This is a genomic window from Endozoicomonas sp., assembly GCF_051008435.1.
Lineage (GTDB): Bacteria > Pseudomonadota > Gammaproteobacteria > Pseudomonadales > Endozoicomonadaceae > Endozoicomonas_A.
Genome location: NZ_JBPCXO010000394.1, coordinates 1 through 12027, shown reverse-complemented (window position 1 = coordinate 12027; position 12027 = coordinate 1). Strand labels below are relative to the sequence as shown.

Below are 12027 nucleotides of genomic sequence, written 5' to 3'. Positions count from 1 at the left end.
ATGGGTCTGTTCAGAGTGCGGAGCTGAACATCTGCGTGACGTAAACGCAGCAAGAAACATTCTTGCGGTCGGGCATGACCGTCTAGCTGTAGGAATCCCCGTCCTTTAGGGCGGGGAGGATGTCAATGATCTTTTCCTTGCCTGTCAGTTTCTGACGGGCAGCTTTCAACAGACTGCTGCGACAACGTCACATATCGTCTGGCTGCTTCCTGAAAACAGCGGTTCTGACCCGAAGTCTGGACAAAGTCTGTATGCTGACAGGACAGCTTTCCCTGCATCAGAATCTGAATCACCTGAAACTCCAGGTTTTCAGTGGTCAGCTCATTAATTTCAACCTGCCTGCTGACCTCTTCCACTCCCAAAAATGTGCCTGTGCGACCCAAGCCAGCCAGGCAGTTAACCGACAGTCTCTGACCCGGGCAACAGGCTTTCTGAGTTTTCACCAAGTTCAGCAATTCATTCAAGACTTCAAACGGCAAAGGTTTCATATCGGGCCAGTCCGGAAAAGAAACCTGTCTAACTTCTCTTTCTCCCTCTGGCCCAGTGAGCTTAAATACCCTCACCACAGCACTGACCTTTTTCCCTCGACTATTTCTTTCCGGAAGCAGATTATGAAAAGGAACGATTTCTTCACTCTGCTTCTCAATACCATATTCTCCAAAAGTCACCACTCCCTTATCAGGGATTGAAGCCCAGTTAAAACGGCCACGACCTTTGTCAGAAGTACGGTCCACTGTATTAATAAGATCCAAAAATACCCCTACGTTTTACTGCTCCGCCATTTTGAAAACACTGGCCATCTCTTCTGGCCTGGGTCCTCTCATAGCAATACCCGAATAGCGTTCATCATAATAAATCTTGTGCGCTTTCAGAGAATAGGGTTCCGGAAGTGAAACTTTACTGCCCGCTTTCGGCTGGAGCTTTGTCTTTGAGCCCACCACAGACTCTGCTTACCTTGCTCACCCTGTACAAATTGTTTGAGTGAATCACAGAGCTTTTTAATGGCGTCACCACGAAGTCGCTTCCCGGAAAATTTAATTAAAGACTGAAGCTTATCAGCAAAAGGTCCTGTTAAAGAGCTTTCACAGACGGCTTCAACAGATTGAGACTTCTTACTCTGACCCGACTTTCTTGATTGCTCCATCTCCATTTCTATTTTAAGACGGCTGCGAATGGCTTGCTTTTCTGCAGAATTGCATTCAGGGTTCAACAACTTCAGACAGTCTTCAATTTTTTTACACAACAACAATGCAGTTTGCCTGTTCACAGTGTTTTTCTGGCTATCTTCTAAACCTAAAACTTCCTGGTCTAATAACCGTTGAAGCTGATTGAGCACTCCTCTTAATTGAGAGTCATCAACGGGTCCCACCACTTCTCTCGTCAGCCAGTCGCAGAGTTCATTCACCCAACGGGTACATTTGTTTTTCAAGAAGTTAGTGATCTGACCCTGGCCCGACCGAGAACCTTCAACACAAAGCAGCGCTTTTCCTGATTCCAGAACTTTTGCTCCAGATTCAACAACCCCTCTGCAGACATTATGTCGAGATACCTGCTGACTGCCTTTTACTGCTTGCAGCGATACCCCCTCCCCTGTCATATCACTCCCACCTAGCATTTTTGAAAGCTGGGGCAGCTTGGCAAGAATAAGTTTTTTATGCGTTTTGAAAGCCGAATAAATGCCTGGGTCATTATTTTGGTACATTTGATAGCACATCAGGGATAATAAGTTTTCCAGCTCTTGAAAGGCTGGCGGCTCAACTCCCCAAGGCAGGCTTTCATGTATTGGCTGGAAGGTAAATGACCGTATTTTTGATGCAACTGACGAACGATAGACAATGACCAGTCTTGCAGGCTAGCTAACTCTCCTCGAAAAGTAAGGAACTGTTCTGTCAGATCAGGGCTTCTTCCGACCCTTATCGGAATCGGATCCCAGCCTTTTTCCAGGATGAAATTGAACGCCGCTCCTCTACCCAGTCCCCCCCCTGTTTTTGTTCTTTCTGCCCCCTGACTGTATAGGCTGCCACTTTGACACAGACTAAAACTCAGAGCACCCTGGACCGGTCGACTCTCATAAAGCGAAGTTACCAGACCGTTATAGCTTCCTGACATCACATTCTTCAGCGTTCGCCGGGTTCCTTCCGGTGAACGAAGCTGCCAGAGCGTCCCATCCGGTAAAATCAAATTGACAGGGTGCTGATTATGGAAGTCGTAACAGAGATATTGATCAACATCTTCGCCCATCAAAAATGGGGTTTCTACTATATGAAAAACAAGAGTGACGTCGTTATTAACATGGACAGGGCTGTACCCTTTCTTTGAAATTGCTTCCCCTCTGTTTTTAGAGAGAGCCTGCTTGAGGATGTATAGATTCAGCTGAACAGGGTCACCAGAATAGTCTTTAAATCGTTCCTGTAACGAGGCGGATATTTTGCCAAGCTGCGTCCCACCGATACTGACTTCTACAATGCCCACATTCTGGAAGCCATCCTGACAGACTCTATAAGCTCTCTCGACCATCCTGTTGATACGTGTTCCAGTATGCACAGTAGTATCTTTTAGCAGAGATACAGCTGCGGCAGGACGCCCCCCCCTCAGGGATATAGGGCAAAAGGAAGTCATACAATTGGGTCCCACCCCGCTCCATGGTAAAAACAGTCTGGGAAAAAGCCACCTCTACAGCTGCCCCAAGTTTTTCCAATGCCTTCTGTTGCTCCAGAACATGCTGCCAATAAATCACACCCTGGTCTTCATAACCTCTACTGACATCCCCTTTTCTAAGAATCTTAATACGCTGACAGATCATACTTCCATCCAGTGACGATGACTCCAGATAGCCCATATCCAGCATTTCCGGATGTGCCAGAAACCGCTCAGGATCCATCACACAAACGACATCCAGATCCTGCATGGCTTTCTTGAAATGGAGCCTCTGAGGCTCAGGACTCAGGTTTTTTGTGCGGAAAGACTTTTTTTTGCATGCAACGGTCCTGCCGTTTGATTGACTCCTATCTCCAGCCGATGATTCTACTGAATGCCCTGCCGTAACTGTACTGACGGGCTGAAAACCTGCTCCATTCATTCCTCAGTTCTCCCTACTCTCATATACTTTTGATCCCAACTTTCTCAACTGGTTTCTAACAATCTGGTCAGGATTACTAACAACCCCTCACTCTCTATCCCACACCATGGACACAGACCTCTTTTCTGCTGTTTGACCTTTCTGGTATGCTCAAATTTCTAGACCGAAATACACATCCAACCGTTCAAGCACAAGTTACGAAGCCATGAGTTACGACGATCAGGATCTGTTCCTTCAGGAAATGGAGGGAGTGGCACCATTGAAAAGCCGCCCCAAAGCGGACCTCAAGAAGAATCAGGCAATGACTCCAGGTCAGGCTCTGAGACGGAAGGCTGCCCAGGCTGAGCTGAATGACCCTAACTTTTTATCCCTTGATAACCCGAAAAGAGTTCAGCCCTACGATCATCTGGCATATAAACGTTCCGGGGTTCAGGAAGGTGTTTTCAAGAAATTACGGCTGGGCAAATACGATATTGAAGCCCGACTGGACTTGCATAACCACACGGCCGCAGAAGCCCGAAAAGCCGTCTTTGAGTTCATCAATGACTGCCAACAACACGAGCTTCGCTCATTGATCATCAATCATGGTCGAGGCCTGAACAGCAATCCGCCCGCAATCATTAAAAGCTATGTAAACACCTGGCTCAGAGAAATGGATCAGGTGCTCTGCTTTCATACCGCATTGAAGTTTCATGGAGGCTCTGCCGCGCTTTATGTGGTTCTGAGAAAGAGCGAAAGAGAAAAGCTTGAAAATCGGGAACGTCACGCAAAACGAGCAGGCTGATTCCAGCGAGCATATGACCTGTCGATAATCCCTTTGATCACTTCGAAGGATGACAGGTCATGATACCTAACGATTTTCTGATTGCCTGGCTACTGACACTAGCTCTTGAACTGCCTGTTATTTATCTGCTGCTACACAAATCCGCACCAAGGCCTAAAGTCCTTTTTGCTGGCTTCATGGCCTCTACCCTCACACTTCCCTGGCTCTGGTTCGTCCTCAGTCACTGGATGGAATACAACCAGTTGCTGCTGATTGGCGAAAGCCTGGTCATCATTGTTGAAACAGCCCTTCTGGCCAGCTGGCTGCAAACCCGAGTCAGACTGGCCCTGCCAACCGCCTTCCTGGCCAACCTGACTTCCCTGCTGGTCGGCACCTGGATTCTGAGCGTCTGAACGTTCAGTAAAACCCGATGTCCGTCGATAGGGATTGAATAGAATCTATCGATCTCTCAGGCACAGCCATGCTTTCAAAGCCAAATGTCTGTCAAAAGCTTGGGTTGAAACACGCCCTTTCAGATGCCAGCGCAGGCTATCTCGCGGGCTGTTGGCTCCTCACCATGCCACTGGAAACTTTAGTTCCATTATTTCTTGCTTATAATCTGATTGCTTTCGGTTGCCAGCCAGTATTCAGCCTCCTGCCAGAGAAACACGAAAACACCGCTATTCACTCTTCACTCGTGCTGGCGATTGTTGCCCTCATGCTACCCCCTGAGAGCTATTGGCTGACCCTGTTCTGCATTGCCACTGCCAGCGCACTCTTTCATGTCAGCGCGGGTTCTGTCAGCCTGAAATCTGCCAACAACGACTCAATGCAGCTCAGCTGGTTTATTGCCCCCGGGGCTTTAGGCCTTTTGACTGGAATGGCTGCGGGTATCAGTGAAGTCACCCTTGTTTCGTGGGTATTAATAGCAGGCCTGCTATGCAGCCTTTTTATAAGCACTTCAGCCATTAAATCCAGGCAAGCCGTATTACCTGCCAAACACTTCAGTATCAGCTTTTGTCTTATCGCTGCTCTCCTCCTGCTGATTTCAATACGTTCTCTGGTATGGAGCTTCTATCAAGGCAACTTGACGCTTTCTGCCCCGCTTCTGCTCTCTATGGCTGCGGCTGCATTTATTGGAAAACTGGCAGGAGGCTGGGTGGATTCAAGGTTGTCGACCAAGCAATGGCTCTTGCCGGCACTCATCATGGCTTCCGGCTTCCTGTTGTTCACAGAAAAAACAGGTTCAGTCATCACACTGACAGCAGGTCTTGCCTGCCTCCAAGCAACCACGCCTGTCATGCTGAAAATGCTCGATCAGCACCTGCAAAAGCCTGCTCTGAGTGCAGCGCTCGGCCTGGGCGTGGCCATCGCATTGGGCGGAGGAGTGCTTTCATTATTAATGTCCATCAACTCATACCCACTTGACTGGATCTGGCTAATGCCAGCCCTACTGGCCCTGGCCTGTCTAATGATCCTCCAACACTTAAAACTTCAGAGAAGATGACATGAATAAATCCTTCAAACTGTTTTCGGCCAGCCTAATACTGCTCTTTTCAGGAGAGCTGCTTGCCGACCTCATTTCAAACAATCTCTATTCCAGAAATCGAGATATCAGAGAAACCTCTGCTAAACAGTTTGATCTCTATATCCATATTGCAGAAACGCCCTTATCCCCTCCTTCCACCAAAACCTTTTCATTAGAGCTGAACTGCTTTCAGTCTCCTTTGTGGGATCTCTTTGGCTGGCTCAGCAAACCGGTTTATTCGAAAGTCTTCGAATGCTCAGCAGAAACCGATCAATACGCCAACCTCTGCTACAAGGTATTAAAACTTTCCGAGCTACCCGATGAGCTGGCGGGCAATGTTAACTGCACAGCCCGGGTGACGATGGAAGATGTCGTGTATGAATATTCCACCCAGGATTATGGCAGCAACTATCGACGCTGGAACTTCCCCCTTGAATTCCCTTACATAGGTCGACTGGATGCCATCTTCCTTCCCCTGGATGAAGCAACAGTGAGCTTTAGCAAGCAGCCTGTAGAAAAGAACTCAACCCATACTGACAATAGCGGACAGCAACTATGAAAATTACGTGGACCCAGATAAAACAGTCGCTGTTTGAATCCAGTCTTGTGCAACTTGCTATGAACGCATGGAAACACTGGAGTGTTACTAAAGATGACTCGGGCATCGAAACACTCGGAAAAATGTTCCGCAGAAGCAGTAGCCAGGAAAGTACACCACCATCTACCCCTATCAAGGATCACAAAGTCGATCCATGGTCAGCTCAGTCAGAACCCAAGAAACCAGAAGTTCAGGTTGGCGTCACTTACGCTCAAGGCAGTTTTGACATGGAGTGTGCCATGGAGTTTTTCCCGGTTCCCCATGGTAAAGAAACCTCTGACCTGATTGGTGAGGTTCACCAGATCTGTGGGCAAGGTACAACCTTTGAAACACTCTTTAGTAAACTCAATGAGCTCAAAGACACAGCAGCCAGATTTCAGGAAGAAGTAGAAGTCAGCACGGACTATGAAGCCTATCTGGTCGTTCCTTATGGAGGCGCACACAAAGTCGTCAACGATACGCCCCGGAATCGAAGTTACTATCGATTAAGTGATAAAGCCGCCGAGCAACAGAAAGTCGTCCTGAAATCAGATCGTTTGAGAGCCTGCAGCAAAATAGAAACAATGATTGATCATATCAAACATGAGCTGGGACCAGGAAAGCTGGAAGAAAAGCTGGAAAAACTGGAAGCAAAATCTGGGAGAGATCAAAAATACAGCAGAGAAGCTTTCGTAAAAGATTTATCAAAATTAAACGGTCGGGCACTGGACCTGAAAGCCAAATGCGCAGAAATAGCCACCAGCGATGATCCCAGAATATCGAGTCTTGCTGATGAATGGATGCAAGATCTGAATCAGATGATTAAAAAAACACACACTCTGATGGGAAGAGATTTACCAGAAGGTTGAAATAAAACGGGGCTATGGCAAAGCCATAACCCCGTTAGACACTGATATGAATCAGACTTAAGCCAGAGAAGCTTTAGCCCGGTCAACCAGCTGACCGAAAACGGCCTTGTCATGTACAGCCAGATCAGCCAGAACCTTACGGTCGATTTCGATCGCAGCTTTCTTCAGACCAGCGATGAAACGGCTGTAGGACAGACCGTTCATACGCGCACCGGCGTTGATACGGGCAATCCACAGAGCACGGAACTGACGCTTACGCTGACGACGGTCACGGTAAGCGTACTGACCTGCTTTGGTTACAGCTTGCTTAGCTACGCGGAATACACGTGAACGTGCACCGTAGTAGCCTTTAGCTGCCTTAAGAACTTTCTTGTGACGCTTGCGCGCGATTACACCACGTTTTACACGTGCCATGAGCTATATCTCCGAAAAAATGATCTAAAAAGCGTTAATTAGTCGCGCAGCATACGCTTAACGAGACCCTGGTCCGCAGGCGATACCATGGAGGTACCACGCAGCTGACGCTTACGCTTGGTGGTCATCTTGGTCAGGATGTGACTCTTGAAGGCACCCTTACGCTTGTAACCGCTAGCAGTTTTCTTGAAACGCTTGGCGGCACCACTGTTGGTTTTCATTTTTGGCATGAAAAAGCACTCCGCATTCGCGACTACCTACCCCTTCTTATATAAGAGAGCGGCGCTCGTTTCAGAGCCTGGAGGTGTCGGGATATTAAAAATAAAAGTGAATGAAACACATGGAGTCAGCGCCCCAATAATTGCTCCTGCATTATTGGGATACCGTACATCCTGTACATAAATCACTTCTTCTTTTTCGGGGCAATAACCATGATCAATTGACGGCCTTCCATCTTTGGATGCTGTTCAACGGTTCCGAGTTCTTCCAGGTCTTTTTCAACCCGTCTCATCAGTTCCATGCCCAGCTGCTGGTGAGCCATCTCACGACCACGAAAACGAAGAGAAACCTTCGCTTTGTTGCCCTCAGTCAGGAAACGTACCAGGTTGCGCAGTTTTACCTGGTAATCTCCATCCTCTGTGCCCGGGCGAAATTTAACTTCTTTCACCTGAGTCTGAACCTGTTTCTTCTTGGCTGCGGCTTTCTGCTTCTTTTGCTCGTACTGATGCTTGCCGTAGTCAAGGATCTTACAGACTGGCGGTTCGCTGGTTGCATTAATTTCAACCAGATCCAGCCCTGCTTCCTGGGCCATGGACAAAGCGTCACGGGTATCAACCACACCCACCTGAGAGCCATCGGCCCCAATCAGTCGGACTTCTTTGGCACGGATATTCTCATTGATCGGCGCTTTTTGTGGGCGACGATCGCGGAAGCTGTTACGTCTGATAGGTGTATCTCCTGTAAAGGCAGCCTGTGCGAAAGGGCCTGTCGACATTAAATAAATTGCTCGACAAGCCACAGAACAGATTAATTACGCAGTACGGCCACGCTTGCTGATATCCGCTGCAAGGCGTTCCACGAATGCCTCTACTGGCATGGTACCCAGGTCTTCACCTGTACGGGTACGCACAGCAACGGTTCTGTTTTCCATTTCCTTATCGCCAATAACCAGCAAATAAGGCACCTTATTCAAGGTGTGCTCGCGGATTTTAAAGCCGATCTTCTCGTTTCTCAAGTCCGCTTTTACCCTAACGCCGTTTTCCATCAACATTTTTTCCAATTCGGCTGCATAATCAGCCTGTCTGTCAGTGATGTTGAGGATGGCAACCTGCTTGGGAGCCAGCCATGGAGGCATTGCCCCTTCATAGTGTTCAATGAGTATACCAATGAATCGCTCAAACGACCCGAGAATCGCTCTGTGCAACATTACCGGTGTTTTACGTTCACCGCTTTCATCAACATATTCAGCACCCAGGCGCCCGGGCATTGAGAAATCCACTTGAATCGTACCACACTGCCACACTCGACCAATGCAGTCTTTCAGGGAAAATTCGATTTTAGGTCCGTAGAAAGCACCTTCACCCGGTAGTTCTTCCCAAGGCAACTCCTGAGCATTCAGGGCATCTGCCAGTGCTTTTTCGGCTTTATCCCAGATTTCGTCGGAACCTACGCGTTTTTCAGGGCGGGTAGACAGCTTGTAGAGCATATTGTCACGACTGAAACCAAAGTCCTCATAAACTTCATGCAGGAAGTCAATAAAGGAAGCCACTTCAGACTGGATCTGGTTTTCTGTCGCGAAAATGTGGGCATCATCCTGAACAAAGCCTCGAACACGCATGATTCCGTGCAGTGCACCTGATGGCTCGTTACGGTGGCAGGAACCAAATTCTGCCAGTCGCAGTGGTAGATCGCGATAGCTTTTCAGCCCCTTATTGAACACCTGAACATGGCATGGGCAGTTCATGGGTTTAACGGCAATATCACGCTCTTCCGAGTTGGTTGTGAACATGTCGTCCTTAAACTTGTCCCAGTGACCGGACTTTTCCCACAGAGAACGGTCTACCAGCTGAGGTGTCTTGATTTCTTTATAGCCATGCATAACCTGCTTTTTACGCATGTACTGTTCCAGCTCCTGGTAGATAGCCCAGCCGTTTGGATGCCAGAACACCATTCCCGGAGCTTCTTCCTGCATATGAAACAGGTCCAGTTTTTTACCCAGCTTGCGATGGTCACGCTTTTCGGCTTCTTCCAGACGTTGCAGGTAAGCTTTCAGGGCTTTCTTGTCTTCCCAGGCAGTACCGTAGATACGAGTCAGCATTTCGTTGCTGGAATCACCACGCCAGTAAGCACCGGCTACGCGCATCAGTTTAAATGCTTTCAGTTTTCCGGTGGAAGGTACATGGGGTCCACGGCAAAGATCCATCCACTCACCCTGACGGTAAACGGAGATCACATCACTTTCTGGCAGATCATTGATGATCTCTACCTTGTATTCCTCACCCATCGCCTTGAAGGCACTGAGGGCTTCGTTACGAGTCATAACCACTCGCTCAATACCTAAATCCTGCTTGGCCAGCTCAGCCATACGCTTTTCAATCTTCTCCAGATCTTCCAGGTTGAATGCCCGTTCGTAGGAGAAGTCGTAGAAAAAGCCATTATCAATCACAGGACCAATGGTGACCTGGGCACCTGGGTACAGATCCTGGGTCGCCATAGCCAGCAGATGAGCCGTTGAGTGCCGGATTACTTCAACACCCTCTTCATCACGGGAAGTGATAATAGACAGCTCAGAGTCATCCGTGATTTTGGCACTGGCATCCACCAGCTCACCGTTGATACGACCCGCCAGAGTCGCTTTGGCCAGGCCCGGACCAATATCCTGGGCCACTTCCATTACGGAAACTGCGTCAGCAAACTCACGTTTGCTGCCGTCGGGAAGCGTAATTACAGGCATGAGGAGAAATTCCTTAATTTTTTGCCGCAAGGGGCTTTTAAACCGCTATGGGCATTTTGTTCATATTCAGTGGCAACCTATACCGGAGGCTGCTTGCTCATCGTTCTTACCAGCCCATACCAGGGGCTGAGAACCTTTGTACCAGTGGCAACCCATACCAGGGGTTGCTTGGATTTTCTCGCTGATTGAAAGGGAGAAAATCTTGGGACAGTTTTTTATTGAGCTGATCTGGAGCGATCAACCCTTTTAGCATTGTGAGTTTTTCACAGCCTGTGTCAAGTCAGGAACACCTGATAATCGCCGATAAATACCCTTAATTGTCACTTGCCTGAGGCTTAAAAATGCAACGATCTGATCCTGCCCTTCAGAATGCATACGCTCTTGTGAGTACCTGGAAAAAAGATTGCAAGGCACTGGTGGACCAGGAGTATAAAGGCGAATCGTACAAGCCCACCATTGGCAGTGACGGCCATTTAACCACTTTCGCCAAGGGAACAGGGACCTTTCGCAGCAGAAATGTGCAACCACTCAAAGAGGCATTTATCGCTTTATCGCTGCAGGCAGACGACATGGCTCACAAACGGGCAAAGCTACCTCCCAGGCTGCTTCGCGACCAGAACATCTCGGCACTCGATGAATCCAGCATGCTTCAGATTAACCGGCAGCGTCTGGACGCAGAAGCCGACGCCATGGTAGATCTGCCTCTGGATCAACTGGAGCACAAACTGGATGACCTGCTGGCCTGTACTGGCGCCAGGATGGTAAAAACCCACCTTTATATGGACGAGTTGTTCAACGATCTTGCACAGGGTGTTCCCAGCAGACTGGATGATCCCGCTAACTTTAAGAGTGACATGAATGAGCTTTACAAGGGGTTTGTGTTCAGTTTTGGCCTTGAGAATACTCAGGGGCAAGTTGCTGAGGCGAACCATCAGGCTCAGTGCTTTGCCTTTACCAGCGCTATTGATTCCTGGCTTGAAAACAAAAAATCTGCACTGAGTGAGCTGCCTCTTCGTGATCACGAAAGACCTGTCCTGAGATACGGTTATCGTGCTTTAAAAAAACAAACTGACGTTTACACCAATGAGCTGGAAAAAAAAGCGGGCTTTAAAAAAGGGGTCAAACAGCCTCCGGTTTTACCTCTGATAACACCGCCTGGTTCTCCCGGCCAATCTCCCAAGCATGCTGTTCCGACGATGGGCCTGCCAAAGCCACTGATTGAAGAAGATCTGATTTCTCTGGCCGATGAACCTAAACCCACAAAGCCTCCTGTCACAAACACTCAACCCGTTAACTCCTCTGAAGAGCCACCTTTATCCACCCCTCCGACTTCCAGCTCAGCCAAAAAAGTCGCCTTACAGCCAAAAGCCGCCACTCCTCACCCCATTGAATCAAAAACAAAACAACCTGTTGCTCAAACAATACCGGGAGCCTGGAACGACGTGGCAACCCAGGAACTCACAAACCTTCTCGGCAAGCCTGCACTGGATATTAACTGGACCAATGCCCTTGCTCAACTTGAAGCGGGAGCCAATCCCTTCGATTATTTTGAAGAAGGGAGAAGCCTGGCCCCCAACGTCCTTTTTAAAGTAACCAGAGACATCACCAACAATGCCCATATAAAAGGTAAACCCGACACATCAAGAGAAGCCAGACTGAACTTTCTGAAGGCGGTTCTGCAAATGCCTGGTGCTGAAAAAGCCATATGCACCACCGACTCAAGGTAGGCCGCTTCGCGGCGACTTTTTGCCCAGTGCAGCCCTCCAACCTATGGGAAATACCCGTCATTTTCTTTTGTCTATCCTTACTGACTTTGATCCCGAGAACAGCAAAGGATAGAGCCA

At 48.5% G+C, this 12027-nt stretch carries 15 protein-coding genes; 7 read left to right on the top strand and 8 right to left on the bottom strand.

Annotated elements, in window-relative coordinates:
- A partial coding sequence (locus ACR2PX_RS20215) for a zinc ribbon domain-containing protein (RefSeq protein ID WP_433997355.1) occupies positions 1–109 on the top strand: 109 nt, incomplete at its 5' end.
- A 13-nt stretch (positions 110–122) separates the two neighbouring features.
- Here ACR2PX_RS20215 and ACR2PX_RS20210 read toward each other — a convergent pair.
- The 4 genes from ACR2PX_RS20210 to ACR2PX_RS20195 form a co-directional block, all read right to left on the bottom strand.
- Positions 123–752: a protein-tyrosine phosphatase family protein gene (locus ACR2PX_RS20210; protein ID WP_434001166.1), complete on the bottom strand. Its 630-nt coding sequence runs from the start codon at positions 750–752 to the stop codon at positions 123–125.
- 116 nt (positions 753–868) lie between these two features.
- Entirely contained in the window at positions 869–1597 is a 729-nt protein-coding gene (locus ACR2PX_RS20205; protein WP_434001165.1) for a hypothetical protein, read from the bottom strand.
- A gap of 116 nt (positions 1598–1713) precedes the next feature.
- Positions 1714–2544, bottom strand: a complete 831-nt coding sequence (locus tag ACR2PX_RS20200) for a hypothetical protein (protein WP_434001164.1) — start codon at positions 2542–2544, stop codon at positions 1714–1716.
- Positions 2498–3079 carry a hypothetical protein gene (locus ACR2PX_RS20195; RefSeq protein WP_434001163.1) on the bottom strand — a complete coding sequence of 194 codons (582 nt, stop codon included), beginning with the start codon at positions 3077–3079 and terminating at the stop codon, positions 2498–2500. Before ACR2PX_RS20195 ends, ACR2PX_RS20200 begins: the two co-directional genes overlap by 47 nt.
- A gap of 205 nt (positions 3080–3284) precedes the next feature.
- Here ACR2PX_RS20195 and smrA point away from each other — a divergent pair, with 205 nt between their 5' ends.
- The 5 genes from smrA to ACR2PX_RS20170 all read left to right on the top strand — a co-directional run bounded on the left by smrA (position 3285) and on the right by ACR2PX_RS20170 (position 6816).
- Complete coding sequence (gene smrA / locus ACR2PX_RS20190; protein WP_434001162.1) at positions 3285–3863, top strand: DNA endonuclease SmrA; 579 nt, start codon at positions 3285–3287, stop codon at positions 3861–3863.
- Between the two features lie 59 nt (positions 3864–3922).
- On the top strand, positions 3923–4255 hold the full coding sequence (locus ACR2PX_RS20185) for a hypothetical protein (protein WP_434001161.1): 333 nt from the start codon (positions 3923–3925) through the stop codon (positions 4253–4255).
- Positions 4256–4323: 68 nt separating this feature from the next.
- On the top strand, positions 4324–5349 hold the full coding sequence (locus ACR2PX_RS20180; RefSeq protein ID WP_434001160.1) for a hypothetical protein: 1026 nt from the start codon (positions 4324–4326) through the stop codon (positions 5347–5349).
- 1 nt (position 5350) lies between these two features.
- On the top strand, positions 5351–5929 hold the full coding sequence (locus tag ACR2PX_RS20175) for a hypothetical protein (protein WP_434001159.1): 579 nt from the start codon (positions 5351–5353) through the stop codon (positions 5927–5929).
- On the top strand, positions 5926–6816 hold the full coding sequence (locus tag ACR2PX_RS20170) for a hypothetical protein (protein WP_434001158.1): 891 nt from the start codon (positions 5926–5928) through the stop codon (positions 6814–6816). The genes ACR2PX_RS20175 and ACR2PX_RS20170 overlap by 4 nt, the downstream gene beginning before the upstream one ends.
- A gap of 57 nt (positions 6817–6873) precedes the next feature.
- Here ACR2PX_RS20170 and rplT read toward each other — a convergent pair whose 3' ends face one another.
- From rplT to thrS, 4 genes are all read right to left on the bottom strand, one after another.
- Complete coding sequence (gene rplT / locus ACR2PX_RS20165) at positions 6874–7230, bottom strand: 50S ribosomal protein L20 (RefSeq protein WP_434001157.1); 357 nt, start codon at positions 7228–7230, stop codon at positions 6874–6876.
- 38 nt (positions 7231–7268) lie between these two features.
- Positions 7269–7460 (bottom strand): 50S ribosomal protein L35, encoded by a 192-nt coding sequence (gene rpmI / locus ACR2PX_RS20160; RefSeq protein WP_434001156.1) that lies wholly within the window; start codon positions 7458–7460, stop codon positions 7269–7271.
- Between the two features lie 173 nt (positions 7461–7633).
- Positions 7634–8224, bottom strand: a complete 591-nt coding sequence (gene infC, locus ACR2PX_RS20155) for a translation initiation factor IF-3 (protein ID WP_434001155.1) — start codon at positions 8222–8224, stop codon at positions 7634–7636.
- A 36-nt stretch (positions 8225–8260) separates the two neighbouring features.
- Positions 8261–10183 (bottom strand): threonine--tRNA ligase, encoded by a 1923-nt coding sequence (thrS, locus tag ACR2PX_RS20150; RefSeq protein ID WP_434001154.1) that lies wholly within the window; start codon positions 10181–10183, stop codon positions 8261–8263.
- Positions 10184–10524: 341 nt separating this feature from the next.
- Between thrS and ACR2PX_RS20145 the strand changes: the two genes are divergently transcribed.
- The gene (locus ACR2PX_RS20145) at positions 10525–11910 is read left to right on the top strand and encodes a hypothetical protein (RefSeq protein ID WP_434001153.1); all 1386 of its coding nucleotides are present in this window, start codon (positions 10525–10527) and stop codon (positions 11908–11910) included.
- Positions 11911–12027 lie beyond the last annotated feature (117 nt).

Coding starts and splice junctions, on each gene's coding strand:
- ACR2PX_RS20205 (WP_434001165.1), bottom strand. CDS start 1,597: ATGACAGGGGAGGGGGTATCGCTGCAAGCAGTAAAAGGCAGTCAGCAG.
- rpmI (WP_434001156.1), bottom strand. CDS start 7,460: ATGCCAAAAATGAAAACCAACAGTGGTGCCGCCAAGCGTTTCAAGAAA.
- ACR2PX_RS20170 (WP_434001158.1), top strand. CDS start 5,926: ATGAAAATTACGTGGACCCAGATAAAACAGTCGCTGTTTGAATCCAGT.
- ACR2PX_RS20175 (WP_434001159.1), top strand. CDS start 5,351: ATGAATAAATCCTTCAAACTGTTTTCGGCCAGCCTAATACTGCTCTTT.
- rplT (WP_434001157.1), bottom strand. CDS start 7,230: ATGGCACGTGTAAAACGTGGTGTAATCGCGCGCAAGCGTCACAAGAAA.
- infC (WP_434001155.1), bottom strand. CDS start 8,224: ATGTCGACAGGCCCTTTCGCACAGGCTGCCTTTACAGGAGATACACCT.
- thrS (WP_434001154.1), bottom strand. CDS start 10,183: ATGCCTGTAATTACGCTTCCCGACGGCAGCAAACGTGAGTTTGCTGAC.
- ACR2PX_RS20185 (WP_434001161.1), top strand. CDS start 3,923: ATGATACCTAACGATTTTCTGATTGCCTGGCTACTGACACTAGCTCTT.
- ACR2PX_RS20195 (WP_434001163.1), bottom strand. CDS start 3,079: ATGAATGGAGCAGGTTTTCAGCCCGTCAGTACAGTTACGGCAGGGCAT.
- ACR2PX_RS20145 (WP_434001153.1), top strand. CDS start 10,525: ATGCAACGATCTGATCCTGCCCTTCAGAATGCATACGCTCTTGTGAGT.
- ACR2PX_RS20180 (WP_434001160.1), top strand. CDS start 4,324: ATGCTTTCAAAGCCAAATGTCTGTCAAAAGCTTGGGTTGAAACACGCC.
- smrA (WP_434001162.1), top strand. CDS start 3,285: ATGAGTTACGACGATCAGGATCTGTTCCTTCAGGAAATGGAGGGAGTG.